22 protein-coding genes, 1 pseudogene and 1 riboswitch are annotated in these 24979 nt (G+C 71.5%); of the genes and pseudogenes, 10 read left to right on the plus strand and 13 right to left on the minus strand.

The annotated features are described in order from the left end of the window. Positions 1 to 255: 255 nt before the first annotated feature. The gene (locus tag ACZ4UU_RS32940; protein ID WP_471907034.1) at positions 256 to 963 is read right to left on the minus strand and encodes an SDR family NAD(P)-dependent oxidoreductase; all 708 of its coding nucleotides are present in this window, start codon (positions 961 to 963) and stop codon (positions 256 to 258) included. A 101-nt stretch (positions 964 to 1064) separates the two neighbouring features. On the opposite strand from ACZ4UU_RS32940, the gene ACZ4UU_RS32945 reads away from it, so the two are divergent. Next, positions 1065 to 1907 carry a helix-turn-helix transcriptional regulator gene (locus ACZ4UU_RS32945; RefSeq protein WP_471907035.1) on the plus strand — a complete coding sequence of 281 codons (843 nt, stop codon included), beginning with the start codon at positions 1065 to 1067 and terminating at the stop codon, positions 1905 to 1907. 647 nt (positions 1908 to 2554) lie between these two features. Further along, positions 2555 to 3388, plus strand: coding sequence for a PIG-L family deacetylase (locus ACZ4UU_RS32950; RefSeq protein WP_471907036.1), 834 nt, complete (start codon positions 2555 to 2557; stop codon positions 3386 to 3388). A 183-nt stretch (positions 3389 to 3571) separates the two neighbouring features. On the opposite strand, the gene ACZ4UU_RS32955 is transcribed toward ACZ4UU_RS32950, so the two are convergent. The 3 genes from ACZ4UU_RS32955 to ACZ4UU_RS32965 are packed head-to-tail and all read right to left on the minus strand — an operon-like array spanning position 3572 to position 7489. Next, positions 3572 to 5638 (minus strand): iron ABC transporter permease, encoded by a 2067-nt coding sequence (locus ACZ4UU_RS32955; RefSeq protein WP_471907037.1) that lies wholly within the window; start codon positions 5636 to 5638, stop codon positions 3572 to 3574. Between the two features lie 4 nt (positions 5639 to 5642). Next, positions 5643 to 6632, minus strand: coding sequence for an iron-siderophore ABC transporter substrate-binding protein (locus tag ACZ4UU_RS32960; protein WP_471907038.1), 990 nt, complete (start codon positions 6630 to 6632; stop codon positions 5643 to 5645). After that, entirely contained in the window at positions 6629 to 7489 is an 861-nt protein-coding gene (locus ACZ4UU_RS32965) for an ABC transporter ATP-binding protein (RefSeq protein WP_471907039.1), read from the minus strand. Before ACZ4UU_RS32965 ends, ACZ4UU_RS32960 begins: the two co-directional genes overlap by 4 nt. 122 nt (positions 7490 to 7611) lie before the next feature. On the opposite strand from ACZ4UU_RS32965, the gene ACZ4UU_RS32970 reads away from it, so the two are divergent. The 4 genes from ACZ4UU_RS32970 to ACZ4UU_RS32985 all read left to right on the plus strand — a co-directional run bounded on the left by ACZ4UU_RS32970 (position 7612) and on the right by ACZ4UU_RS32985 (position 13124). Beyond that, the gene (locus ACZ4UU_RS32970) at positions 7612 to 9321 is read left to right on the plus strand and encodes an ABC transporter ATP-binding protein (RefSeq protein WP_471907040.1); all 1710 of its coding nucleotides are present in this window, start codon (positions 7612 to 7614) and stop codon (positions 9319 to 9321) included. Next, positions 9318 to 11114: an ABC transporter ATP-binding protein gene (locus ACZ4UU_RS32975; protein WP_471907041.1), complete on the plus strand. Its 1797-nt coding sequence runs from the start codon at positions 9318 to 9320 to the stop codon at positions 11112 to 11114. Before ACZ4UU_RS32970 ends, ACZ4UU_RS32975 begins: the two co-directional genes overlap by 4 nt. A gap of 103 nt (positions 11115 to 11217) precedes the next feature. Then, complete coding sequence (locus ACZ4UU_RS32980) at positions 11218 to 12270, plus strand: ABC transporter substrate-binding protein (protein ID WP_471907042.1); 1053 nt, start codon at positions 11218 to 11220, stop codon at positions 12268 to 12270. A 17-nt stretch (positions 12271 to 12287) separates the two neighbouring features. Then, a complete protein-coding gene (locus tag ACZ4UU_RS32985) occupies positions 12288 to 13124 on the plus strand; it encodes a class I SAM-dependent methyltransferase (protein ID WP_471907043.1) in 837 nt (278 codons plus the stop codon). On the opposite strand, the gene ACZ4UU_RS32990 is transcribed toward ACZ4UU_RS32985, so the two are convergent. Continuing rightward, entirely contained in the window at positions 13096 to 13488 is a 393-nt protein-coding gene (locus tag ACZ4UU_RS32990) for a (2Fe-2S) ferredoxin domain-containing protein (protein ID WP_471907044.1), read from the minus strand. The genes ACZ4UU_RS32985 and ACZ4UU_RS32990 overlap by 29 nt on opposite strands. A gap of 296 nt (positions 13489 to 13784) precedes the next feature. Continuing rightward, positions 13785 to 13960: riboswitch (cobalamin riboswitch) on the minus strand. Between the two features lie 163 nt (positions 13961 to 14123). Here ACZ4UU_RS32990 and ACZ4UU_RS32995 point away from each other — a divergent pair. Beyond that, positions 14124 to 15122: an RNA polymerase subunit sigma-70 gene (locus tag ACZ4UU_RS32995; RefSeq protein ID WP_471907045.1), complete on the plus strand. Its 999-nt coding sequence runs from the start codon at positions 14124 to 14126 to the stop codon at positions 15120 to 15122. 100 nt (positions 15123 to 15222) lie between these two features. Here the strand turns inward: ACZ4UU_RS32995 and ACZ4UU_RS33000 are convergent, their stop codons facing one another. Further along, positions 15223 to 16926, minus strand: coding sequence for an acyltransferase (locus ACZ4UU_RS33000; RefSeq protein WP_471907046.1), 1704 nt, complete (start codon positions 16924 to 16926; stop codon positions 15223 to 15225). Positions 16927 to 17198: 272 nt separating this feature from the next. On the opposite strand from ACZ4UU_RS33000, the gene ACZ4UU_RS33005 reads away from it, so the two are divergent. Next, complete coding sequence (locus tag ACZ4UU_RS33005) at positions 17199 to 17930, plus strand: alpha/beta fold hydrolase (RefSeq protein WP_471907047.1); 732 nt, start codon at positions 17199 to 17201, stop codon at positions 17928 to 17930. A 5-nt stretch (positions 17931 to 17935) separates the two neighbouring features. Here ACZ4UU_RS33005 and ACZ4UU_RS33010 read toward each other — a convergent pair whose 3' ends face one another. From ACZ4UU_RS33010 to ACZ4UU_RS33040, 7 genes are all read right to left on the minus strand, one after another. Continuing rightward, complete coding sequence (locus ACZ4UU_RS33010; protein WP_471907048.1) at positions 17936 to 18682, minus strand: phosphotransferase family protein; 747 nt, start codon at positions 18680 to 18682, stop codon at positions 17936 to 17938. Between the two features lie 15 nt (positions 18683 to 18697). Then, positions 18698 to 19186: a flavin reductase family protein gene (locus ACZ4UU_RS33015; protein WP_471907097.1), complete on the minus strand. Its 489-nt coding sequence runs from the start codon at positions 19184 to 19186 to the stop codon at positions 18698 to 18700. A gap of 126 nt (positions 19187 to 19312) precedes the next feature. Beyond that, positions 19313 to 20776 (minus strand): flavin-containing monooxygenase, encoded by a 1464-nt coding sequence (locus ACZ4UU_RS33020; protein WP_471907049.1) that lies wholly within the window; start codon positions 20774 to 20776, stop codon positions 19313 to 19315. 102 nt (positions 20777 to 20878) lie between these two features. Then, positions 20879 to 21028 (minus strand): hypothetical protein, encoded by a 150-nt coding sequence (locus tag ACZ4UU_RS33025; RefSeq protein WP_471907050.1) that lies wholly within the window; start codon positions 21026 to 21028, stop codon positions 20879 to 20881. Further along, a complete protein-coding gene (locus ACZ4UU_RS33030; RefSeq protein ID WP_471907051.1) occupies positions 21025 to 21840 on the minus strand; it encodes an ABC transporter permease in 816 nt (271 codons plus the stop codon). Before ACZ4UU_RS33030 ends, ACZ4UU_RS33025 begins: the two co-directional genes overlap by 4 nt. Beyond that, positions 21837 to 22811 (minus strand): ATP-binding cassette domain-containing protein, encoded by a 975-nt coding sequence (locus tag ACZ4UU_RS33035; protein ID WP_471907052.1) that lies wholly within the window; start codon positions 22809 to 22811, stop codon positions 21837 to 21839. The genes ACZ4UU_RS33030 and ACZ4UU_RS33035 overlap by 4 nt, the downstream gene beginning before the upstream one ends. 88 nt (positions 22812 to 22899) lie before the next feature. Beyond that, complete coding sequence (locus ACZ4UU_RS33040) at positions 22900 to 23112, minus strand: Lrp/AsnC ligand binding domain-containing protein (RefSeq protein WP_471907053.1); 213 nt, start codon at positions 23110 to 23112, stop codon at positions 22900 to 22902. A 162-nt stretch (positions 23113 to 23274) separates the two neighbouring features. Between ACZ4UU_RS33040 and ACZ4UU_RS33045 the strand changes: the two genes are divergently transcribed. Together ACZ4UU_RS33045 and ACZ4UU_RS33050 are read left to right on the plus strand one after the other, a co-directional pair. Then, positions 23275 to 23976, plus strand: a complete 702-nt coding sequence (locus ACZ4UU_RS33045; protein ID WP_471907054.1) for a LuxR C-terminal-related transcriptional regulator — start codon at positions 23275 to 23277, stop codon at positions 23974 to 23976. A gap of 245 nt (positions 23977 to 24221) precedes the next feature. Next, positions 24222 to 24979 (plus strand): annotated as a pseudogene (locus ACZ4UU_RS33050) (hypothetical protein); the annotation flags it as partial.

A 24979-nucleotide genomic window follows, 5' to 3' on the forward strand; every position in this document is an offset into this window, starting at 1 on the left:
TGTCACTGAGCCGCACCGTGTAGACACCGTCGCCGTAAGCCCGTCGCTCTGTCGACGCCGGAGCTTGGAGAGTCGCCGCCCTGGTCTGCACCACGACGAAGGCGAGTACCAGGCCCGCGACGAGGACAGAAGTCAGCAGTACGGCGACCGCACGGCCGTTTCCTTGTTCGTTCATCAACTCCGGTCCAGAGATGGTCTGTCCGACGTGCAGGCTTGGTCTGGACGCAGGCCGCCCCGGCTCGTGCCGTTGTGGGCTCACCAGGGCAGCGCGCCCTGGGTGTCGAAGTAGCCGCCGGTCGGGGCGTCGCGGTCCACCTGCGCCATGCGCACGATGATGTCGGCGCCTTCCTCTACGGACTGCATGCCCGTGTGTCCGTTGAGGTCCGTCTTCGTGAAACCGGGCGCCACGGCGTTGATCCGCATGGCAGGGAAGGCCTTGGCGTAGTGCGCGGTGATCATGTTGACCGTGGCCTTCGAGGCCGCGTAGGTCATTCCCGGGTAGCGGTGCGCCGGGTGGTCCGGCTCGGAGACGTGGCCGATGGAGCCGAGGCCGCTGCTGAGGTTGACCACGACCGGCGCGGCCGAGCGTCGCAGCAGCGGGAGGAAGGCGTGGGTGACGCGGACGATGCCCAGGACGTTCGTGTCGAAGACGGTCCACATCTGGTCGGCGGTGACGTCCGCGGCGCCGAACACGCTGTTGTCCTCGCCCCGGACCTCGATGCCGGCGTTGTTGACCAGCACGTCGAGCCCGCCGTCGGCCTCGACGGTCTTCGCGGCGGCCTGGACGGAGGCGTCGTCGGTGACGTCGAGGTGGACGAACCGGGCGCCGAGCTCGTCGGCGGCGCGGCGGCCGCGCTCGGCGTCGCGGGCGCCGACGTAGACGATGTGGCCTGCGGCGACGAGGCGGCGGGCGGTCTCGAAGCCCAGCCCCTTGTTCGCTCCGGTGATCAGTGTTGTCGTCATGCCGTCACACTCCTGCCCGGCCCGGCGGACAGCCAGGAGACCCTTCTTCCTGGGACTGCCAGTACCAGGCACGCGCCCGGCCGACGGTGTTCACTGAGGGCATGACCGCGACCGAGCTCGGACAGGCTCTGCGGCGCTGGCGCGACCGCATCTCCCCCACCTCAGCCGGGCTGCACCTGGGCGGCCAGCGGCGTGCGTCCGGGCTGCGGCGTGAGGAGCTGGCCCTGCTGGCCGGGATCTCGGTCGACTACGTCACCCGCCTCGAACAGGGCCGGGCGACCAACCCTTCCGATCAGGTCGTCGAGGCCCTGGCACGGGCGCTGCGGCTCACGGGAGGCGAACGGGCCTATCTGTTCGGGCTGGCCGGGCTGGTGCTCCCAGGTCCCGAGGTGGTGCCGTCGCACATCCCGCCCAGCGTCCTGCGGCTGCTGGACCGGCTGGTGGACACACCGGTCGCGGTCACCGACGCCGCCTTGACGCTGCTGATGGCAAACCCGATGTACAACGCGCTGTTAGGCGACACGTCCGGCGCACGCGGCCCCGAACGCAACGGGGCGTGGGGGGTGTTCCTGGGCTCGTCCACCCGGATCCGGCACACGCGGGAGGAACAGCGCGCCTTGGAGATCGGCATGGTGTCCGAGCTGCGGTCCGCCGCCGCCCGGTACCCCGCCGATCGTCAACTGCGGCGACTGATCACCGAGTTGCGCGCGGGCAGCGAGCGGTTCGCCGAGCTGTGGGAGGCCGGTGTCGTCGGCAGTCTGGAGGTCTCACGCAAGACGATCGAGCATCCTGAGGTGGGCCTGCTGACCCTGGACTGCAACGTGCTCCGGATGGACGGCAGCGGCCTGCGCATCCTTGGCTACTCGGCCGAACCGGGCACCGAGGACGCCGAGAAGCTGGAGCTGCTGGCGGTGGTCGGTACGCAGAGCATGGCCGCCGAGTAGTACCTACCGCTCGGCCTCAGGCTCCCAGGGCAGTGAGATCATGCTCAGGCGCAGCGGCCGTCGCCGACGTCGGTGCGTGGTCAGGTGATCGGCAGGCTCGGGAACGGCGCGGGGGCGCGGTCGGGACCGGAGACACGGCCTGGAGCGCGGCGAAGATGCGATGCGGGGTGCCGTCGCGCTGCCGGCGGCGGAGGAGGTCGTGCACCCGTCCCACGGTAGGTACGCGGCGGAGTTGCCCCGTCATGCGATGCCGATGCGGACTGGGAACGGGATCCTTCGATCAGCAGTCGCCCGACCAGCAGGCGTTCGGTGCGGGCAGTAGTCCGCCCGTCGGCTTGGCGGGAACGCCGGTCGCGCCCAGGAACGCCGCCAGGGCGTAGCTCCCGGCCCAGGGCTTGGCTGCGGTCGCGCGACCTTCCTCGACCCGACAGTGTCACGGCGCTACGTGGGCCGCTTGGCAGGCCGACCTGCCGCGCCGGGAACAGCCGGTCCTGTCTGCACGGTTGCATCGATCGAGGGACCGGTGCCGTATGGGCGGGGAACGGAGACCACCAGGTCGTCCGCCCCTTCGGGAGCCGGGCCCCGTGATCGCGGTACGCCCGCCGCGTACTCGGAACCAAGACGTATTCCTGCAGGAGGACTGTTTCGTGACTGACCGGCCTTTGACGCTCATGGCAGTACACGCCCACCCCGACGACGAGGCCACCGGAACCGGAGGGGTCCTCGCGCGGTACGCGGCGGAAGGCATCCGCACGGTTCTGGTGACGTGTACCGACGGCGGTTGCGGTGACGGACCGGGGGGTGCCAAGCCGGGCGATCCGGGGCACGATCCGGCGGCCGTCGCCTTGATGCGCCGTCAAGAACTTGAGGCGAGTTGTGGCGTCCTGAAGGTCAGCGATCTGGAGATGCTGGACTATGCCGACTCCGGGATGATGGGCTGGCCGAGCAACGACGCCCCGGGATCCTTCTGGCAGACCCCCGTGCAGGAAGGCGCGGCCCGGCTCGCGGAACTCATGCGGCACTACCGACCTGATGTGGTCGTCACCTATGACGAGAACGGCTTCTACGGCCACCCCGACCACATCCAGGCCCACCGCATCACGATGGCGGCGCTGGAGATGACCACGCTGACGCCGAAGGTGTACTGGACGACGATGCCCCGCTCGATGATGCGGCGGTTCGGCGAGATCATGCGCGAGTTCGGTGAGGACATGCCGGAACCGGATCCTGCCGAGGCCGCCGCGCTGGCCGAGATCGGCCTCCCCGACGACGAGATCACCACGTGGGTGGACACCACCGCGTTCAGCGGTCAGAAGTTCGACGCGTTGGCCGCGCACGCCAGTCAGGGCGAGAACATCTTCTTCCTCAGGATGGGCAAGGAGAGGTTCGGCGAGTTGATGGGCATGGAGACCTTCGTACGGGTCCAGGACGCCACCGGAGCCGCCGTACCCGAGAACGATCTCTTCGCCGGGCTGCGCTGATCCCGCCTGTCCGACCGGCCGGGAGGGCCCATCGACCGCACGGCACGATCGAGCGGGTCACACACCCGGATCGCTGTCCACGCGAGTTCCGCCCCGGCGACTCGCGTGGACAGGACCTCGCCGACGGCGTCGACGCGTGCCCGCAGGTCGTGCTGACATGGTGCACTCCGTTGCCCTGTCTTCCTACCGCCGGCTGCGCACGAGCAGGTAGAGGAAGTACGGCGTGCCGATCACCGCAGTCATGAGGCCGGCACCCAGCTGGGCCGGTGCGATGACGGTGCGGCCGACGAGGTCGGCGGTGCAGACGAGTACGGCGCCGAGGAGTACCGCGACCGGCACGACCCGGGCGTGCTGCCGGCCCACGAGGGCGCGGGCCGCGTGGGGTGCCACGAGCCCCACGAAGCCGATGGTGCCGGCGGCGGCCACGGCGGTGGCGCTGAGCAGGACGGCAAGGGCGAGGAAGCCCAGGCGCCCGCGCGCGAGTTTGAGGCCGAGGAGCCTTGGGGTGTCCTCGTCGAGCGAGACGAGGTCGAGTTCGGTCCGCCGCAGGACCGCGACGGCCACGCCGACGGTGAGGACGGCTGCGAGGGGCGCCACGTCGGGCAGGGTCCGCCCGTAGGTGGAGCCCGACAGCCAGGTGAGCGCCTTCGTCGCGTTGAACGGGTCGGTGAGGATGATGAGAAGGCTGATCAGGGCGGCTGCCCCGGTGGCGACGCCGAATCCGACGAGGACGAGCCGGTTCTGCTGGAAGCCTCCCCGTGCGGCGAGCCCGAAGACGAGGACGGAACTGAGGGCGGCGCCCGCGAACGCCGCTCCCGCCACACCCCAGGATCCGACGGACGGGATGGTCGTCACCACGAGGACCGCGCCGAGCGCGGCCCCGCCCGAGACGCCCAGGATGCCCGGTTCGGCCAGAGGGTTGCGGGTGACGGCCTGGACGAGCGTGCCCGCCAGGGCGAGTGCCGCGCCCGCGAGGAGGGCTGCCAGTACGCGGGGCACCCGGGTGTCGAGGACGAAGGTGACGGTCCGGCCGGCCCGTCCCTGCGCCCAGTTGACCACGTCGCCCAGCAGGAGCTTGCTGTCGCCCAGCAGTACGGCGGCGATGGTCACGCCGACCAGGACGGCGACCAGGACGGCCGTGGTGAGCAGGAAGACGGCCCTGCTTCTGATGCGCAGCCGATCGGGCGCGGCGGCGCCCGCCGTGTCGTGGACCCGTGTGGCCATGACGATCAGGAAAACGGCGCCGACGAGGCTGGTGACGACGCCGGTCGGCACGGCGACCGCGGTGTCCGGGGGCACGATGGCGCGCAGCAGCACGTCGGAGCCGAGGACCAGGGCCGCACCGGTGAGACCCACGACCGGCAGGCTCGAACGCGTCCGGGTGAACGCCCGGAACCTGCGTGCGAGCGGGCGGACCAGGGCGGGGGCGCACAGGCCGACGAAGCCGATGGGCCCGGCGAGGGTGACGGCCGTCGTGGAGAGCAGGGCGGCGAGCACGACGGCGGTGACGCGAGTGGCGCGCACGGACACTCCGACGCCGCGGGCGGCGTCGTCGCCGAGGGCCAGGGCGTCGACGCGGCGGGCGATCAGCAGCAGTCCGGCGAGGCCCGCGATGCCGAGGGGGGCCATCTGCAGCACACCGCCGAACCCGTTCTGGGCGATGCTGCCCTGGTTCCACTGGTAGAGGCCCTGCGTCTGCTGGGGGAACAGCAGGAGCAGGCCCTCGGTGACGGCGGTGAGGCCGAGGGTGAGGGCGCTGCCCGCGAGGACGAGCCGCACGGTGCCGGCGCCGAGCCCGGACAGCCCGAGCACGACGGCCGCCGCCGCGAGGCCGCCGGTGAACGCGACGCCGGAGGAGGCCAGCAGCGGCAGCGAGACGCCGGTGGCGGCGGCCAGACCGAGGGCCAGGTAGGAGCCGGCGTTGACGGCCAGGGTGTCGGGCGAGGCGATGACGTTGCGGCTGACCGCCTGCAGGGCGGCGCCGGCCATGCCGAGCACGGCGCCGACGAGAAGGCCGGCGGTCACCCTCGGCAGCCGGGAGGCGATGACGACGGACGCGTCGCCCGGGTCGGCCCGGCCCGTGAGCGCCTTGAACACCTCCGGGGCGCCGACCGCGGCTGTTCCCTGCGTGATGTCCACGACCGCGAGGGCCGTGACGAGCAGGATCAGAGCGGCCGTCACCGCGGCCGCGCCCGTGCGGGACGTGGCCGCCGACGGACGGGTGGCGGGGGGTGTCGCGGTGACGGCCATGGTGTTACTTCGTCAGCGCGGCGACGAGGGAGTCGACGTACTGGTTCATCGACTCGGGACCGCCGAACATCCAGATGCCGTCGGGCAGCCGGTGGACGTTGCCCTTCTTCACGAACGGCAGCGACGTCCACACCTTGTCCTTGGCCAGGGCGCCGTTCTCGGTGAACGGGATGCTGCTCTTGTCGCCGTCGTTGGCGATGTAGGCGAACTGCACGTCGCCGAGCTTGGTGAGGCCTTCCACGTCGGTGGTGCCCAGGCCGTAGTCCTTGTCGCCCTCGACCGTCCAGGCGTTCTTCAGGCCGAGTTCCTCGTTGACCGCGCCGATGAGCGAGCCGCTGGTGAAGGGCCTGATCGAGACCTGGTTGGAGACGACGTACCCGTCGGCGAAGGCGTACTTCGCACCGCCGAGACCGGCGTCGGCGAGGGCCTTCCTGCCCTCGGCGATCTTCGCGTCGAAGTCCTTCTTGAGCTTCTCGGCCTGCTCGGTGGTGCCGGTGGCCTTGGCGAGGAGGTCGACGTTCTCCTTCATCTGGCCGATCGGGTCGGAGGCGTCGGCGGAACGCACCTCCACGACCGGGGCGACCTTGCGCATCTGCTTCACGGCGGCCGGCGGCAGGTCGGTGCTGGCGACGATGAGGTCCGGCTTCAGGGACGCGATGGTGTCCATGCTCGGCTCGCCACGGGTGCCGATGTCCTTGGGCTCGTTCTGCAGCGGGACGGCGGTGTCCCAGGTCTTGTAGCCCTTGACGTCGGCGACGCCGACCGGGTCCACGCCCAGCGATATCAGGAGCTCGACCTCGTGCCACTCGGTGCCGACGACGTTCTTGGCGGGGCCGTCGAGTTCGACCTTGGTGCCGGAGGCGTCGGTGAGGGTGATGGCCTCGCTGGTCTTCTTCGCGGCGGCGTCGTCGGTGGCGGGCTCGGTGGTCCCGCAGGCGGCCAGGGTGAGGGCCGCGACGGTGGCGGCCGCCGCGGTGGTGAGGAGGCGTCTCATGAGGGTGTGGTGAGCCTTTCGCTTCGCGAGTGGTGTCGGCCGATCGCGCGGGTGCGCAGCCGGCCGGTGAGGGGGTCGGTGTCGACCTCGATGCGGATGCCGTAGATGCCGGTCAGCCGCTGCGGCGTCAGTACGTCCTCGGGGCCGCCGTCGGCGATCACCCGCCCCTCGTGGAGCAGGACGATCCGGTCGGCCACGGCCGCGGCCTGGTCGAGGTCGTGCAGGACGGTGCCCACGGCGATCCCGTGGTCGTCCGCCAGGTCCCGTATGAGGTCCAGGAGTTCGACCTGGTAGCGCAGGTCGAGGTAGGTGGTCGGCTCGTCGAGCAGCAGCACGCCCGTCTCCTGGGCCAGACAGCCGGCCAGCCACACGCGCTGGAGCTGCCCGCCGGAGAGGTGCTCGGCACCGCGCTCGGCGAACTCCGCGACGCCCGTCATCGCGAGCGCACGGTCCACCGCCGCCCGGCCGCCCGGGTCTGCCCTGCCCCAGCGGCCCCGGTACGGATACCGGCCGAACTCGACGACGTCCCGTACCGTCAGCCCACTGGGCGTGGGGCGTCCCTGCGTCAGCAGGGCCACGCGGCGCGAGAACTCACGAGGGGTCAGCGCGAGGCCGTCGGTGTCGCCGTCGATGGTGAGCGTGGCGGTCCTGGGCCGCTGCAGCCGCGCGACGGTACGCAGCAGCGTCGACTTGCCACTGCCGTTCGGCCCCACCAGGACGGTCACTTCGCCGGGCCGCAGCGTCAGCGAGGTGTCATGTACGACATCGACACCGTCGTAGGCGACGGTGACACCCGTGGCCGACAGTTCATGGCCCTGGGGGCGCCTGACCGCGGCACTCTCTTCACCTGAATGCACCAGGAGAGGTTAGCCTAACCTTATCCAGCAGCGGAAGCTGTCGCGACGGGCCACCGCAAGAGGGAAACCGGCCAAGAGACGGGGTGTTTGGTGCTGTGAGCGATTCCGCTCCGGAGGGATGCGTGAGACAGGCGGGCCTGTCGGGACGGACCGTCCTGTGGCGCGCGGTGCGAGGACAGCGACGTGATGTCGCGCTCGGAGCGGTGCTGGGTATGGGCCATCAGACGGGTGAGGCACTGATTCCCGTGCTCATCGGTGTGGCCGTCGACCGCGGTGTCGTGGCCGGTGACCTCTCAGGCCTGCTGTTGTCGCTGGTCGTCCTGGCCGTCGGCTACATCGGTCTCTCCTTCAGCTTCCGCTACGGCGCCCGAGCCGGAGAACGGGCCTCCGCGACCGCCGCCCATCGCCTCAGAACCGAACTGATCGGCCGGGTGCTCGCCCCCGAAGGCGGCGCGGACGAAGGCCGGTTGCCCGGCGAGCTCGCCAACACCGCCACCGAGGACGCCCGGCGGGTCGGCGCCGTCACGATGGCCCTCGTCGTCGGCATCGCGGCCGCGACCGGTCTGGCGGTCGGCGCGGTCGTGCTGCTGAGGGTGTCCGTACCGCTCGGGCTGCTCGTCCTGCTGGGCACGCCCCTGCTGCTGTGGCTGGTGCACCTGCTGAGCAAGCCGCTCGAGCGACGCAGCGAGACCGAGCAGGAGCGCGCGGCGCGGGCGTCCGGCGTCGCCGCCGACCTCGTGACGGGACTGCGCGTCCTCAAGGGCATCGGCGCCGAGCGGGCGGCTGTCGCCCGCTACCGGCGGGTCAGCCGGGATTCCCTGACCGCCACCCTGCGCGCGGCGCGCGCCGAGGCGTGGCAGAGCGGGGTCGTGACCATGCTCACCGGCGCGTTCCTGGCCCTGGTCGTGCTCGTGGGCGGACGGCTGGCCGCACGCGGCGACATCGGCCTCGGCGAACTCGTCACGTCCGTCGCGCTGGCCCTGTTCCTCATCGGCCCGCTCTCCGAGTTCTCCTGGGTCAACGCAGAGTTGGCCCAAGGGCGCGCCTCCGCCGCCCGGATCGCCGAAGTCCTCGGCGCCGAGCACGCCGTAGCGCCCGGACCGCCGTCCGACGGTGCCGTGCTGCGCCGGGTGGAGGGACGGCTGCGGCTGCGCGGCCTGTCGTACGGGTCCCTGCGCGAGGTGGATCTCGACATCGCGCCCGGCGAGACGGTCGGTGTCCTCGCCACCGATCCCGCCGACGCGTCGGCGCTGCTGCGCTGTCTCGGCCGCCGCGCGGACCCGGACGCCGGGGCCGTCGAACTGGACGGCACGGAACTGACCGCGCTGGGCCTGGCGGAGCTGAGGGCCGCGCTCCTCGTGGCCGAGCACGACGCGGACCTGTTCGAGGGCACGCTCCTCGACAACGTCACCGCCGCGGCCAGCGCCCGAACCGATGCTTCCGTGACGGCCGCGATCGCCGCGTCGGGCACGGACGAAATCGTACGCACCCTGACCGACGGCCTCGACACGGCCGTCACCGCGCGCGGGCACTCCCTCTCCGGAGGTCAACGGCAACGCGTCGCCCTGGCCCGGGCGTTGGCCACCGACGCGTCGGTCCTCGTCCTGCACGAGCCCACCACGGCCGTCGACGCCGTGACAGAGACACGGATCGCCGCCGGGATCCGGGACGTACGCGCGGGCCGTACGACCGTGCTCGTGACCGCCAGCCCCGCCCTCCTCGCCGTGACCGACCGGGTCGTCCTCCTCGACTGCGGCCGGGTCGCCGCGAGCGGCGGCCACCAGCAGCTGATCCACGACCGCGCGGACTACCGTACGGCGGTGCTCACATGACCCGGTCCCCCGCCGAGGCATCGTCCGACGGTGGCGTTCTCCTCCCCGTCGCCACCGCCGCCCGTACCCGCGCCGCCGTTGCCGAACTGCTGCGCCCGCAACGGTCCTTGGTCCTGACGGCGCTCGCGGTGATGGTCGGCTCCACAGCCGTCGGTCTGCTCGTTCAGCCGCTGCTGGGGCGAATCGTCGATCTGGCCGCCGACCGCGCGTCCGTCGACGCCATCACCACCACGGCGACGCTGCTCGTGGCCGTCGCCGTGGCGCAGGGCGTCACCGCCGGGTTCGGTCTGTCGCTGGTCTCCCGGCTGGGCGAGACGACGCTGGCCCGGTTGCGCGAGAGGTTCGTCGAGCGGGCTCTCGGCCTGCCACTGGAGCGGATCGAGAAGGCCGGGGCCGGTGATCTGACCGCCCGGGTCACAGCCGACGTGTCCCTGATCGCCGAAGCGGTGCGAGGCGCCCTCCCGGAGCTGGCCCGTTCACTGCTGACCATCGTCCTCACGCTGGGAGCCATGGCCCTGCTCGACTGGCGGTTCCTGCTGGCCGCGCTGCTGGCGGTGCCGGTGCAGGCGGCCACCGCGCGCTGGTACGTCGCCCGGGCCGTACCGCTCTACGCCGAGCAGCGCGCGGCCGGCAGCGCCCAGCAGCAGCAACTGCTCGACACCGTCGCGGGCGGCTCCACGGTGCGGGCGTTCCGGCTGGAGCGGGAGCACACCGAACGGGTCGCCGAGCGGTCCCGGTCGGTGGTGGCGCTCAGGATGCGCGGGGTGCGGCTGGTCCTGGGTTTCTACAGCCGGCTGCACATCGCCGAGTACATCGGGCTGGCCGCCGTCCTGGTCACCGGCTACTGGCTGGTCCGCGAGGGCTCGGCGTCCATCGGCACGGCGACCGCGGCCGCCCTGTACTTCCACAGCCTGTTCGCCCCCGTCAACGCCGCCCTCGTCCTCCTCGACGACGCCCAGTCGGCCACGGCGGGCCTGGCCCGGCTCGTCGGCGTCACCGAGCATTCCCCGCCGCCGGGGCGGGCCCGCCCGGCAGACCCTGACCGGGTCGAGGTCACGGTGCGCGCCGTGAGCCACGCGTACCGCCCCGGGCACCCTGTCCTGCACGACATCGACCTGACGATCCGTCATGGCGAGCGGGTGGCGCTCGTAGGGGCGAGCGGGGCCGGCAAGACCACTCTGGCCAGACTCGTCGCCGGCATCCAGCCGCCCGCCGCCGGCACCGTCCTGATCGGGGGCGTCCCGCCGACCGAGCTGCGGCCGGTCGACGCCCGGCGCACGGTCGCGCTCATCACCCAGGAGACCCACGTCTTCGCGGGCCCACTCGCCGACGACCTCCGCCTCGCCAAACCCGACGCCACCGACGACGAGCTGCGCGCCGCACTCGACCGCGTCGACGCCCTCGCCTGGGCCGAGGCACTGCCCGACGGACTCGGCACGGTGGTCGGCGACGGCGGCCACCGGCTCAGCGGTGAGCGGACGCAGGCCCTGGCGCTGGCCCGGCTGATCCTCGCCGATCCGCCGCTGGTGATCCTGGACGAGGCCACCGCCGAGGCGGGCAGCGCCGGAGCACGTGCCCTGGAGAAGGCGGTCGCCCGTGCCGTGGACGGCCGCACCGCACTGATCGTCGCGCACCGCCTCAGCCAGGCGGCCACGGCCGACCGCATCGTCGTCATGGACGCCGGGCGGATCGTCGAGACCGGCACTCACGACGAACTGCGCGCGGCCGAAGGGCCGTACGCGGCCCTCTGGAAGGCCTGGTCCGACACCCGCGGCACCGACACCGGCCCCTAGCTAGGCCCTGTCGGTCGACCTCGTCGCCCGCCGCAGCACCTTTCGAACCCGGATAACTTAGGTTAGCCTTACCTGTCCGTTTCGCTGTGTGGGAGAAGCCCTTATGACCGCAACGACGCCCTACTCCGACGCCTCGCCGGGCCCGTCCCGTCGTAGCCTGCTCGCACTGGGCGGCGCGCTCACCCTCGGCCCCTTGCTCGCCGCATGCGGCAACGACGACAAGGACACGCCCGGGGCATCGGCCAAGGCGGCAGCGAGCAGCGGACCGTGGTCCTTCAAGGACGACCGCGGCCGCACGGCCAGGACCGACAAGAAGCCCGAGACGATCGTCGCGTTCGTCAGCACCGCCGCCGCCCTGTACGACTACGGCATCGAGTGCAAGGGCGTCTTCGGCCCCAGCGAACCGGTGGACGGCAAGCCCAACCCGCAGGCCGGCGACATGAACGTGTCCGAGCTGACCAGCCTGGGCACCGCCTGGGGCCAGTTCAACGTCGAGAAGTACGCCGCCCTCCAGCCCGACCTGCTGATCAGCAACATGTTCCCGCCGCCGGGCCTGTGGTTCGTCCCTGAGGAGAGCACGAAGAAGGTCGAGGCCCTGGCTCCCACGGTCGGCATCAGCGTCGCCCGCACCTCCCTGCTCAACCCGCTCAAGCGGACCGCCGAACTCGCCGAGTCGCTCGGCGCGGACCTGAGCGCTAAGCAAGTAACGGACGCCAAGGCCCGATTCGAGAAGGCCATCGAGACCCTGCGCGGCGCGGCCGAGGCCAACGGCGGGCTGAAGGTCATGGCCATCACCGGCGACAAGGACAACTTCTACGTCGCCGTCCCGGATTCGTACTGCGACCTGAACTATTTCAAGGATCTGGGCGTGGAGTTCGTCGAGGGCAGGAAGTCCGACGAGTGGGGCTTCTGGGAGTTCCTCAGCTGGGAGAACGCCGACAAGTACCACGCCGACCTCATCATGGTCGACAACCGCTCCGCGTCCATGTCCCTGGAGCAGCTGAACCAGAAAGCCACCTGGCGTGAGCTGCCCGCGGTCAAGGCCGGCCAGACCACGCCCTGGTCGATGGAGGAGCGGTTCAGCTACGCGGGATGGGCCCCCGTCGTCGAACGCCTCGCCGCCGCCGTGGAGAAGTCGAAGAGGCTCAAGGCATAGCCCAGGAGGCGCATCCAGTGACCCGGTCCAAGCAGCCGCCCGAACTCGGCGACGTCCAGAAGACATTGCTCATCCCGCTCTACGCACGGGCGGTGGAGACGCGCAAGCGGAACGGCATGCTCAGCGACCCGCGCGCGGTGGAGATGGTCGACGCCATCGACTACGACTTCACCCGGTTCGACGGAGCCAAGAGCCTGCTCGGCGCGAACCTGCGGACCCTGCTGTTCGACGGCTGGGTCAGCGACTTCCTCCGGCAGCATCCCACGGGCACGGTCGTGGAGATCGGCACCGGTCTCAACACCCGGTTCGAACGGCTCGACAACGGCACCGCGCACTGGATCGACCTGGACCTGCCGGACGTCATCGAGCTGCGGCGCGCGTTCTTCGAGGACACCGACCGCAGGCGCATGCTCGCCGCCTCGGTCACCGATCCGGCCTGGACCGACGCGGTGCGGGAGGCCCCGGGGCCGTACTTCCTGGCCGCCGAGGCCGTGCTCATCTACCTGGAAGAGCATCAGGTCCGCTCGGTGTTCGACCTGATCGCCGAGCGGCTACCGGGCGCCCTGCTCGCTCTGGAGACCGCCGCCGGGCGCATGGTGGACCGTCAGGACAGCCACGACGTCCTGGCCGAGATGGCGGCCCGGATGCGCTGGCGCTGCGACGACCCGGCGGCCCTGGAGCGCTGGCGCCCGGGCGTCCACCTGGCCGACTCCCGCACCTTCGCCCGCCTGCCCACCCCCGTGGCCCGCCGGCTGGACCCGGCCTCTCGCCTGATGCTGCGCGCCGCCTCGGTACTTCGCCGCCGCGACGTGCGGGCGTACCGCTTCAACCTCTTCCGGTTCGCCGCGGCGTGAAGACGTAGAGGTCGAGGATGTCGGGGCAGGGGGCGATGCCGGGGCCGCCGGCGCGGACCCAGGCGGCGATGTCCTCGGTGGCGTCCGGATCGTTGACGAGGCCGAGCCAGACCGGGCGGGCACCGGCGGCGCGTCCGGCCGCGGAGGGCTGGACAACGATCACGTTGGCGTGTTCGCACACGTCGAGGCAGTCCGAGACGCGCACGGGGGCGCGCTCGGCCAGATACCTGACCTGCCGGTCGTGATCGACTCTAGGCACTTTCCGGGTTCCGCAGCAGCAGTCCCGGCAGACGACGATGCGGCAGGGGGCGGGTGCGGCGGGGGTGTGCTCGGTACGTCGTTCTTCAGCTTGCCGTCGGGGCATCGCTCGTCGTGCTCCTCTTGCGGAGAGATCCTGGCCGGCTGCGGGACGCAGGAAGCGGATCGTGGGGTGGCCCTGGATGTCGAGGTGCCCGCTTCGGTGCCGACTCCAGGGTGACCTCGGCACCGCAGTTGTCGATGGTGACCGGGTAACCGGCGGCAGTGGCCTTCTCCGTCTGCGCGCCGCCGCCGGAGGAGGAGCCACAGGCGGTGAGCAGCCGGGCGGGGGCGCGGAGCACGGGCATGCCTCGGGGGTCGGGGCTCGTTCGCGGAGCCTGGCCTACGGACTTCCCTCCGCGCGGGGGCGCGGAGGTGCCAGCAGGTCTCCGGACTCGGGATCATCCGGTCGGGGCGCCTTCCCGGTCTCCCAGTGGCGTCGTGCCCCGCCCGTCCCCCTCACCGCTGCGCGTCAGTTCCGGGTTCGCACCGGATTCCCTGGCCTCGGATGTGGCTCGACTGGCTCTCGGAGGCTATCAAGGTCGCCGTACCGTCAGGTCGTGCGATCGGTCACGGGACGCACGGCGGCGAGCCGGGCCACCCTGAGCCTGGCCGACCGACCCCGGTGATGAGTTTTCGCGCCCGCACCCGTCACACCTACGAGACCCACGACGGGGCACGACGAGGCGGGAGGATGACGTGATGAGTGCGGACACACGGCTGGAGGAGCTGGGCGTGAGCGGTCTGGGCGAGGTCGACGAGTCGGAGTTCTCGGGGCTGGCGGAGCGGCACCGGCGGGAGTTGCACGTGCACTGCTACCGGATGCTCGGGTCCTTCGAGGACGCCGAGGACACCGTGCAGGAGACGCTGCTCCGTGCCTGGCGGCGGCGCGAGACCTTCGAGGGGCGGTCGACGTTCCGGGCCTGGCTGTACCGGATCGCCACCAACGCCTGCCTGGACCTGCTCGCCAAGAGCCGCCCGGAGCCCGCGGCCGGCGGCGAGGTGCTGTGGCTGCAGCCCTACCCGGACCGGCTGCTCGACGAGCTGCCGGCGGGCGACGCGGACGAGCCGGAGACCGTCGCCGTCGCGCGGGAGACCATCGAGCTGGCGTACCTGGTCGCGGTCCAGCACCTCGCGCCGCGCCCACGGGCCGTGCTGATCCTGCGGGACGTGGTCGGCTGGCCGGCGAAGGACGTCGCGGAGTGCCTCGGGGACTCCGTCAACTCCGTGAACAGCGCGCTGCAGCGGGCCCGTGCCGGCCTGCGGGAGCACCTGCCCGCCGAGCGGCAGGACTGGACCGGCGGCGAACAGGACGCCGGGACGCGTGAGCTGGTACGCCGCTACACGGACGCCAGCGTGGCCACGGACGTCGACCGGCTCGCCGCGCTGCTGCGGGACGACGTCCGCTGCTCGATGCCGCCCACGCCGGGCCTGTACGTCGGCCGCGACGCGGTGGTGCGGGACTGGATCGAGAGCGGCTTCGTGGGCATGAAGGGCCTGCGCACCGTCCCCACCTGCGTGAACCGGCAGCCCGCCGTCGCCTTCTACCTCTGGCAGCAGCGGGAGGGCGCCTACCTGCCGCTGACGATCGACGTCCTGCGCGTCACCGGCGGGGCGATCGCCGAGATCACCACGTTCCACGACGACCGGTTCCCGCGCCTCGGGCTGCCGGAGCGCCTGCCGGCAAACGGCACGGAGTAGACCGGGGCGGACGCTCGCGCGGCGCCGTGGCGCACGTGTCGCGGTGATCGCGGCGCGTTCGGCGTCGCGAATCCCGGAATGGGTGCTCGGGCGCACCGGCCTACCCGGGACGTGACTCCTCCGGAAAGGCGCTGCCCGCCTCCGGTTGGTGGACTCCGCGGGGGCGATAGCCGAGCTCGTCCGACCGGCCCAGCAGATCAGCCAGGTACCAGACGATGGCCAGCCACATCTCGGTGCCCTGAAGCCCGGGTTCCGGACCGGGACCGGCCGTGCCGGTACCGAATCCGAAGCCCTGGCCGCCCCGCCACGCGGGCAGGACGGCTGTCAGCTGCCGCTCGGCCCAGGCGCGAATGTCCGCCGAACGATATCCCTCACCCCCGGTGCCCGTGGCGAGCTGTCGGGAGCACAGCCACAGCGGGTGGGCGACGTCCAGGACGTTGCAGGCGTTGGCCTTTCCGGCCCCGAAGTGACGGGCGTCGTGCGCGTGGGCCAGGACGGTGTCCACCACCCGTTCCGGATGCGGTACCTCCACTCCGAACTGGGCGAACGAGCCGCGCGTAAGCCGGTAGTAGCCGTTGACGACCTGGAGTCGGCCGGCCTGCGCGGAAGGGCTCCCCCACATGCCGGTCCACGGATCGGCCCGGGTGAGCAGCCAGCCGAACAACGCCTCCAGCGAGCCGGATGTGCCGCCCTCGCCGTGCCGCAGGTTCCAGCGGGCGGCCGTGGCCCAGGCGTCGATCCAGGCGCCGGCGGTCCACGCGCCGTCGCGCCAGGGCAGGTCACGCAGCCGTTCTAGGAGTTGACGTGCCGTCATGTCCCGTACGCCGCGGATCGGGTGGGGGAACGACGCGCCCAGCACGTCGAGGGCGTAGCCGACGGACAGGATGTGGTACAGCGCGGCCCCGCTGCCGGTCAGGCCGTCGCCGTCGTCGTCCTCCTTCGGGAGCGGCTCGCCGAATTCCGGCACCAGACCGCTGACCGGGTCCTGCGCCGCGCTCAACCGCTGGACATGCTCCTCGGCGGCCATCTGCGGCGGAGCGCAGCCGAGCAGCAGGTCGGCGATCTCCACGGCGTCGCAGTGCGCCCGCATCGTGGGCGCGGCCCCGGGCCGGTCGGCGTACCGGTCGCCGTCCCAGCACCGGGCGAGGATGTCGGCGGCCTGGACGCGGGCGGCGTCGGCGAACCGGGTCAGGTCGTTCCCGAGGTCTCCGGGTGGGCCCGCGTGACCCACGCTCCTGCGGCGCCGGTCGCGGATCGACCGGGCGGGGTTCCCGGCGGCCACGGTCCAGGCGGGCAGATCTCTGGTGACCACCGCCCCGGCGCCCACGACACAGTGGTCGCCGATGGTCACACCGTCCACCACGACCACGTGCGAGCCGATCCACACGTCGTTCCCCACCTTGATCCCCCGGCTGGTGAGGGGCTGCTGGAAGACCGGCCGGTCGGGGGCCATGGAGTGGTTGAAGCCGAGCATCGAGGTGTGCGCGCCGATTCGCACGCCGTCGCCCAGAGAGACCTTGCCCCGCACCGTGGTGAAGGGATTCAGCGTGCAGTCCGTCCCGGTGGTCAACTCGCCGGTGACGTAGGCGTGCGCGGCGATGTACGAGTCGTCGCCGAGTCGCAGCCGGTCCGGGAACACGGCTGCGGAGTCGGCGACGTAACACCGCTCTCCGAACTCGGCGTCCCCGCCGACGGCCCGCTGCCGCTCCCGCTGGGCCAGGCGCTGCGCCTGGGTCGCCTCCCCGGCGAAGAGCCACGGACAGTGATCGAAGTGCCGTACCGACTGCCGCTCGCGATGATCCATGCGAGGAACGTTAAGCAGCGGGGGACCTGACTGGAAGAGGGTGCCGTCGGGGATCGCGCCGCGATGTCGGGCAGCCACGGCTGGGACCAGGTGACGAGGTCCGCGGACTCCCACAGCGCCGGGTTGCGGCTGCGGTTGTTCCGGGTCCGGGGCGTCACGTACGGGACCACTGGCGGCCGGCGGGCAGTGCCGCGCGGGTGCGAGGGGCGACACGCCTCGTCGAAGACCCTGCCGCTAGAGTCGACTTGAGGCCGGTGTCACCAGGGGGGCTGATGACGACAGCGGATGCGGTGCCGATCGTCTTCGTTCACGGGACGCGCTTCAGCGCCGGCCAGTGGAGCATGCAGGTTGCCGCGCTCCGCGACGAATTCCCGGTGGCCGCCGTCGACCTGCCCGGCCACGGCGAGCGCGCCGCTCAGCCCTGGAGCCTGAGCAGCGCGACCGAGGTCATCGCTTCCGCGGTGGACTCGCTCGACAGCGGGCCGGCTCTGGTCGTCGGACACTCGCTCGGCGGATATGCCTCGCTGGAGTTCGCGCGGCGCTGTCCGGAACGACTGCGCGGGATGATCCTCGCTGGCGCCAGCGCCTCCACCCGCGGCCTCTGGGCGGCGCCCTATCGGTGGGTCGCCACGCTGGTACCTCGTATCCCGGCCGATCGCCTGACCCGGTGGAACGACCGATTGCTGAGGCGGCTCTACCCACGGGAAGTGGTGGAAGCGACCATCCGCTCCGGCTATGCCTTCCATACGCTGCCCGCAGCCTGGGCCGACGTGCTCGGACGCTTCGACGCGGGGGCGATGCGCCATGTGAAGGCTCCGGTTCTGATCCTGAACGGCGAGAAGGACACCGTCTTCCGTGCCGGGGAGGCCGACTTCGCCCGGGCGCATCCGTGCGCTCGCGTCGAGTTGATCCCGAGGGCACGGCACCTCGCGAACTTCGACGACCCGGATGCCTTTACCGATGCCGTCCGCCGCTTTGCCCACCGGCTCCCCTCCCCCGGCTGAGCACCTCACATCCGGGACCTCAGTACGTCGACCTCACAGCCCGGCGCGAAGGGGTCGAAGCCGTGCTCGATCAGCCAGCGGACCGCCAGCAGGCTGCGCAACGACCACCAGGCGCGGATGACGTCCAGGTCGACGTCGGTGCCGTAGCCGGCGACGACGTGGCAGAGCTGTCCCTCGTGTCCGAGCGTCAAGGTGGCGAGGTCGAACAGGGCGTCGCCCTGACCCGCCTCGGACCAGTCGATGATGCCCGTGATCCGGCCACCGTCGACGAACACGTGAGCGATCTGCAGGTCGCCGTGTGTGAACGCCGGAGTCCACGGCCGCAGCGCGGCGTCGGCGATCTGGCGGTTGCGTGCGACCAGGTCGGCGGGCAGGACGCCGTTGGCCACGAGCAACTCGCACTCGCCGTCGAGATCCGCCGCCAACTCGTCGAGACCCCGGCCGGCCCGGCCGGGTCGGGGCGGCAACGGCGCGTCGTGCAACTCCCGGACGGCGGCACCCGCCGCGGCCCACGCCGCCGGCGACGCGGTCGACGGCTCGCCGAGGCGGCCGAGCGTCGCCCCGGGGACCGCGGCGAGTGCCAGCACCGGCGGCTTGCGCCAGAGGATCTCCGGGGTGGGGACCGGCGCCAGAGCCATCGACTCGACCTCGACGTCGATACGTCCCTGATCGGCGTCCACCTTCAGGAACACGTCGCCGACGCGCAGGGTCGCCCGCTCGGAGTGGGCGACGACGACCTTGACCTCATCCATGGGCCCGGTGCTCGGTCAGCCGACCGGGTGGCCCGGCTCGATGGTCCGGGCGTCATGGAGGCGCAGCAGCGGCCCTTCGTACGTCTCGTCGTCGCCCCATTCGACCGGGTGGAGGACGAAGCCGATGTGGTCGCCGCCGCCGACGCGGGTGACGATCCGGCCGACGAACCAGGCCGGGGCGTCCTGGAGGACGACGGCCCCGCCGTGTCCCTCCCGCCACCGGACGTGCCGGAACTTGTCCTCCCGGTCGCCGGTGCGTCCGCCGAACAGGTCGGCCAGGGCGTGCTGTTCGCGGGCCAGCAGGTGCACGGCCAGGACCTGTGCGGACCGGGCCACCCGGAAGGTGTGGTTGGCCTCCGAGAGCCACACCACCCACCGCACCGGATCGATGGAGCACTGTGAGGCGAACCCGACCAGACAGCCTGCCCGTTCACCGCCGGCCGCCGCCGTGACCACACACATGTCGGGGTTCACCCGTCGGAGGAACTCGTCCATGCCCGCCACCATGCCGAAGTCGCTCCCGTCGTCCGTGGCCTTCGCCCCTGCCCCTCACCGTGACTCGCCTGTCGGCATCAGCTCACCACGGAGGGCGGGTCCGTGCCAACCAGCGGCTCCCCTGCAGGAGCAGGATCATTCCTCCTGGCGCGATTGGGCCAGGCCCCCGTACCGGTGGGCGACTCCGCCGGGAAGGAGGTATTCCGCCAGCAGGTTTCCGGTGCGGCGGGACGGCAACCCCATGTCGTGCAGGAGTTCATCCGCGCAGTGGATGTCGTAGGGGCCGAAGTCGTAGCCGCCGGAGCCCGGCAGCACCTGTTCCTGCCAGGCCAGGCGGGCGTCGACGGCGTCCCGCATCTCCCGTTCGCTCGGGGCCGTGCGCAGCGTCGCCCGGAAGTGGCGGGCGAGCCAGTGCGCGGTGAGTTCCATGCCCATGATGTTGTTGAAGACCTGCCGGAAACCGACGAATCCCAGCCGGTCGGCGCCGGGGGGCACGATGCCCCGGTAGAGCCGTAGCCGACCGGCGGAATCGTGTACGCGGACGCTCGGGTCCAGGAACGGGAAGACCTTGCGGTGCCCTGTGGCGAACACGATGACGTCCGCGGCGACTTCCTCGCCGGTCGCCAGTCGAAGCCCCTGGTCGGTGTACGCCTCGACCGCGCTGACCTCGGCGGCGATCAGGCCGCGGCGCACGGCACGGACGTAGCCGCGTGGCATCACTCCCGCGTGGGCCAGGTGGAAGGGCAGGGCGCGATCGGGCCGCAGGTGCTTCGGGAGCCGGTGAAGGCCGGTGGAGAACAGCAGGTCGCGGGTGATGAGCCACCACAGGGCCCGCTTGACCCGCTCGTCGAGGCGGTCGATCGGGCGGACGCACCCCGGATCGTGGTAGCGGGGCAGGAGTGCCTCGCCGAACCGGGTGAACAGGATCCACTTGTAGCCGACCGATCCGAGCAGGAGCCGCTCGGGGATCATCCAGTTCACCCTGCGCTGCACGAGGGTGGCCGAGGTCGCCTCGCGCGCGGCGCGGGTGACGAGGTCCAGCGCGGACTTGCCGCCGCCCACGACGACCACACGCCGGCCGGTGAAGGTCCCGGCCCGTACCTCGTTGGAGTGCAGCACGGTCCCGTGGAACGCCGTGCGGCCGGGCAACTCGGGCAGACGGGGGTGGTGATGGGCCCCGCTGGCGACGACGACGTGGTCGAACTCCTCGCGACGGACCTTCGCCGTCTCGTCTCCGGCGGGACGTGAGTCGACCGACCAGCCGGCGGCACCCGGCCGCCCGGGCCCCTCCACCGGCCGGACGGAGACCACCTCGGTGCCGGGCCGGACGCGGGCCAGCACGCCGAAGGTCTCGGCGTAGTGCTCCAGATAGCGCTGCGTGTCCACCGCGTCGGCGAAGTGCAGGCGGTTGGGCAGGTCCGCGAACTCGAACAGGCGGCGCGCGGCCTGGTTGGCCAGCCCGTCGTAGCAGCCTCCCGCCGACCAGACTCCGCCGACCTGCCGGTACTTGTCGAGGACGGTGACGTCGAAGCCGTTCTCCAGCAGCACCTTGGCGGTGACGATTCCCCCGGGGCCGGCCCCGATCACACACACTCGCATCAGCGGTCACTCTCCTTGGGAGATCGGCGCGGCCGGCTCGTTCATCATCCCGGTCGCGGCCCCCCGTGCCCAGTACGCGACCGCAGTGGCGCCGGCCGCCCTTCACGGGCGTCGACCGAGTTGGCTCTCCGGACCGGGCCGGGGCGACACGGCGGCCGAGAACGCCGGCAGGGCGGCGTACGCCGACGCGAGGTCGAGGTACGCCGCCCCGGGGCGGGAGGGGTCGCGGGTCGTGGCGTGGCGCGAGCTCACTGCCCCGGCTCGTGGTTGAACCGTGCCTTGGACCAGAAGTAGCCCAGCAGGGTCAGGGCCAGGCACCAGCCGATGGTGAGCAGCGCGTTCTTCGTGCCGATCTCGCTGCCCATCAGCAGTCCGCGCAGGGTCTCGATGGCGGGCGAGAACGGCTGGTACTCGGCGATCGGCTGGAACCAGCCCGGCATGGCGTCCACGGGTACGAACGCGCTGGACAGCAACGGCAGCACCATCAGGGGCAGTGCGAGGTTGCTGGCGCCTTCGGCGTTGGGGCTGACCAGTCCCATGCCGACGGCGATCCAGATCAGCGCGACGCTGACCAGTGTCAGCAGTCCGGCCGCCGCGAGCCACTCCAGCGGTGTCGCGTCGGGCCGGAAGCCGATGGCCAGCCCGACGCCCAGCACCACCACCAGCGCCATCAGGGTCTGGATCACGCTCCCGAGGACATGGCCGATCAGCACGGAGGGACGGGAGATGGCCATGGTGCGGAACCGGGCGATGATGCCCTCGGTCATGTCGGAGGCCACGGACACCGCGGTGCCGATGGCTGTCCCGCCGATGGTCATGAGCAGGATTCCGGGGACGATGTAGGCGATGTACTCACCGCGGTCGGCGGAGCCGCCGGTGATACCGGCGCTCATCACGTTGCCGAAGATGTAGACGAAGAGCAGCAGCAGGATGACCGGGGTGAGCAGGAGGTTCAGGGTGAGGGAGGGGTAGCGGCGGGCGTGCAGGAGGTTGCGCCGCAGCATGGTGAGGTTGTCGCGCAGGGCGTGGGTGGCGTGGGCGGCGGGGGTGGCGGGGGCGCTCATCGGACGGTCTCCTTGGTGGGAGCGGTGGGGGCGGTGGCGGTGTTCGCGGTCAGGGCGAAGAACACGTCGTCCAGGTCGGGGGTGTGCACGGACAGCTCGTCGGCCTCGACTCCGGCCGAGTCGAGCCAGTCGAGGATGGAGCGCAGCTCGCGCTGGCTGCCGCCGCTCGGGATCTGGAGCGTGAGGGCGTCGTCGTCGCGGGTGGTCTCGCGCAGTGCGGTGGCCGCCCGTTCGTAGGCCACCGGGTCGGAGAAGCGCAGTCGCACATGGCCGCCGGGAACGAGCCGCTTGAGTTCCTCGGCGGTGCCCTGGGCGACCAGCCTGCCGCCGTCGAGCACCGCGATGCGGTCGGCGAGTTGGTCGGCCTCCTCCAGGTACTGCGTGGTGAGGAAGACGGTGACTCCGTCGGAGACCAGCTCGCGGATGATCTGCCACATGTTGTGCCGGGAACGCGGGTCGAGACCGGTGGTGGGTTCGTCGAGGAAGATGATCCGGGGGCCGCCGACCAGGGTCATGGCGATGTCGAGGCGGCGCTTCATGCCGCCGGAGTAGGTGGAGGCGGGCTTCCGGGCGGCGGCGGTGAGGTCGAAGCGCTCCAGCAGCTGGGCGGTGACCTGCCGTCCCTCGCGCTTGGCGAGGTGGTGCAGGTCCGCCATGAGCAGCATGTTCTCCTCGCCGGTGATCAGTCCGTCCACCGCGGAGAACTGACCGGTGACCCCGATGGCGGCCCGCACCGCCTGGGCCTCGGCGCTGAGATCGTGCCCGGCGATCCGCGCCTGTCCCCCGTCTGCGGAGATCAGCGTGGACAGGATGTTGACCGCGGTGGTCTTGCCGGCGCCGTTCGGCCCGAGAAGGGAGAAGATCGTGCCCGCGGGTACCTGGATGTCGATGCCGTCCAGGACGGTCTTGTCCCCGTAGGCCTTGCGCAGCCCCGTGGCCGCGATCGCGAGTTCGTGGTCCGTCGTCGTCATGCCGCAGAGCGTGCGGCACGGACGGTTCAGAACGGTTTCAAGCCGCTTTCAGCCGCCCGGTGTCGCCGAACGGCCCTGAAACCCGCGGTCAGCCGTCCGCCTTGATCTGCTTCATGGTGAGGTGGGACTCGAGCCGAAGGACGGCCCGCAGGCCGCTGAGCCGGCCGGTGAGGAAGGCCTCGTAGACGGCGTGGTCCGCCACGGCGACGCGGATGAAACAGTCCGGGCGGCCGTACATCCGCCGGAACTCGATGACCGCGACGAGCTGCACTTCAGCCCGCTCGGCGGCCTCATCGTCCACGCCGTCGAACGCCACCTGGCCGCCCGACCGGCCACCCCTGGCCGGGCCGCGCCCGCAGCCCTGTACCTCGAAGTCCTGGGCATTCGCCTACGTCGCCTTTACACGCGCTACGCTAACGTTCTGAACGAAACCGTTTCGTTCCGTTCGAGGGAGATGACAGACATGGTCTCCGTACTCGTGGTCAACGACCAGTCACTGCAGCGCCTCGCCCTGCGCATGCTCCTGGAACCCGAGCCCGACCTGAGCGTCGTCGGGGAGGCGTCGAGCGGGGCCGAGGCGGTGCGCATGAGCGCCACGCTCCGTCCCGACGTCGTCCTGATGGGCAGTCAGCCTTCCGGCGCGGACGACGACATCACCACCGTCCGGCGCCTCGCACGACCCCGACACGGTCCCCGGCCCCTCCAGCCGGCCGAGGCGGACACGCACGCGCCCCGCGTCCTGGTACTCACCCACGCGGGCCACGAGAGCCACGCCTACGCCGCCCTGCGCGCCGGTGCCGACGGGTTCCTGCTCGAAGACTCCGCCCCCGACGAACTCGCCTCGGCCGTCCGCATCATCGCCGCGGGAGACGCCGTCATCACCCCGGACCTGACCCGGACACTCATCGACACCGTCCGCGAACAACGCACCAGCCGCACCCTCCCTGGCGGATCCGGCCTCACCACCCTCACCGGACGCGAGCGCGATGTCCTCACCGCGGTTGCCTCCGGCTGGTCCAACGCCGAGATCGCCGAGCGGCTGGCCATCGCCCCGACCACCGTCAAGACACACGTCAGCAACATCCTCGCCAAGATCGGCGCCCGCGCCCGTGTCCAGGCGGTGACGTTCGCGTACGAGTCGGGGCTCGTCCAGCCCGCCGCCTGACGGCGTCCGAGGTTGCGGGGACCGCCGCCGCGACCCACTCCTCCCCCGGGCCAACTGGCCTCCTGTGCTACACCATCCGGTGGCTTATGGCCGACGTAGTGTTATTCATATCAGCCGATTTCCTATTCATTCCACTGTCCGGCTCTTGGTGCTGACCAGCCGTCACGAGGCCCTGAACCAAGTCGAGGAGAGTGGAAACAATGACGACATCGCCTAGATGGCGATCAGTTCTGGCGCCAGCCGCCATGGCTGCCGCGCTCGCCGCAGCCGCACTGGCGAGCACGGGCACCGCCCACGCCCAGGACGACACCACCCCGCACCCGCCGTACCCGGCCAAGCCCGCCCACCCGGCACACGGGACCAAGCCCGCATACCCGGTACACCCGGTCAAGCCCGAGCACCCGGTGCATCCCGTCAAGCCCGAGTATCCGGTACACCCGGTCAAGCCGGACCACCCGGTGCACCCCGTCAAGCCGGACTATCCCGTGCACCCCGTCAAGCCCGAATACCCGGTGCACCCAGTCAAGCCCGAGCACCCGGTCAAGCCGGTCAAGCCGGAATACCCCACTAAGCCGGTCAAGCCCGCTTACCCGGTCAAGCCGGTCAAGCCCGCCTACCCGGTCAAGCCCGTCAAGCCTGCCTACCCGGAGAAGCCTGCCTACCCGGTCAAGCCAGTCAAACCCGCTTATCCAGAAAAGCCTGCCTACCCGGTCAAGCCCGTCAAACCCGCTTACCCGGAGAAGCCTGCCTACCCGGTCAAGCCCGTCAAACCCGCCTACCCCGAGAAGCCTGCCTACCCGGTCAAGCCCGTCAAACCCGCCTACCCCGAGAAGCCCGCCTACCCGGTCAAGCCCGTCAAACCCGCCTACCCCGAGAAGCCCGCCTACCCGGTCAAGCCGGTCAAGCCCGCCTACCCCGAGAAGCCCGCCTACCCGGTCAAGCCGGTCAAGCCCGCCTACCCCGAGAAGCCCGCCTACCCGGTCAAGCCGGTCAAGCCCGCTAC

The sequence above is a fragment of the Streptomyces sp. NPDC028907 genome, assembly GCF_055564995.1.

What these genes read in the sequence shown, in the direction of transcription:
- ACZ4UU_RS32940 (WP_471907034.1), bottom strand. Translation starts at nt 963, where the DNA reads ATGACGACAACACTGATCACCGGAGCGAACAAGGGGCTGGGCTTCGAG.
- ACZ4UU_RS33030 (WP_471907051.1), bottom strand. Translation starts at nt 21,840, where the DNA reads ATGAGCGCCCCCGCCACCCCCGCCGCCCACGCCACCCACGCCCTGCGC.
- ACZ4UU_RS32945 (WP_471907035.1), top strand. Translation starts at nt 1,065, where the DNA reads ATGACCGCGACCGAGCTCGGACAGGCTCTGCGGCGCTGGCGCGACCGC.
- ACZ4UU_RS32955 (WP_471907037.1), bottom strand. Translation starts at nt 5,638, where the DNA reads ATGGCCGTCACCGCGACACCCCCCGCCACCCGTCCGTCGGCGGCCACG.
- ACZ4UU_RS32995 (WP_471907045.1), top strand. Translation starts at nt 14,124, where the DNA reads ATGAGTGCGGACACACGGCTGGAGGAGCTGGGCGTGAGCGGTCTGGGC.
- ACZ4UU_RS32960 (WP_471907038.1), bottom strand. Translation starts at nt 6,632, where the DNA reads ATGAGACGCCTCCTCACCACCGCGGCGGCCGCCACCGTCGCGGCCCTC.
- ACZ4UU_RS32980 (WP_471907042.1), top strand. Translation starts at nt 11,218, where the DNA reads ATGACCGCAACGACGCCCTACTCCGACGCCTCGCCGGGCCCGTCCCGT.
- ACZ4UU_RS33010 (WP_471907048.1), bottom strand. Translation starts at nt 18,682, where the DNA reads ATGGATGAGGTCAAGGTCGTCGTCGCCCACTCCGAGCGGGCGACCCTG.
- ACZ4UU_RS32975 (WP_471907041.1), top strand. Translation starts at nt 9,318, where the DNA reads ATGACCCGGTCCCCCGCCGAGGCATCGTCCGACGGTGGCGTTCTCCTC.
- ACZ4UU_RS32990 (WP_471907044.1), bottom strand. Translation starts at nt 13,488, where the DNA reads ATGCCCCGACGGCAAGCTGAAGAACGACGTACCGAGCACACCCCCGCC.
- ACZ4UU_RS33020 (WP_471907049.1), bottom strand. Translation starts at nt 20,776, where the DNA reads ATGCGAGTGTGTGTGATCGGGGCCGGCCCCGGGGGAATCGTCACCGCC.
- ACZ4UU_RS33035 (WP_471907052.1), bottom strand. Translation starts at nt 22,811, where the DNA reads ATGACGACGACGGACCACGAACTCGCGATCGCGGCCACGGGGCTGCGC.
- ACZ4UU_RS33045 (WP_471907054.1), top strand. Translation starts at nt 23,275, where the DNA reads ATGGTCTCCGTACTCGTGGTCAACGACCAGTCACTGCAGCGCCTCGCC.
- ACZ4UU_RS33000 (WP_471907046.1), bottom strand. Translation starts at nt 16,926, where the DNA reads ATGGATCATCGCGAGCGGCAGTCGGTACGGCACTTCGATCACTGTCCG.
- ACZ4UU_RS33005 (WP_471907047.1), top strand. Translation starts at nt 17,199, where the DNA reads ATGACGACAGCGGATGCGGTGCCGATCGTCTTCGTTCACGGGACGCGC.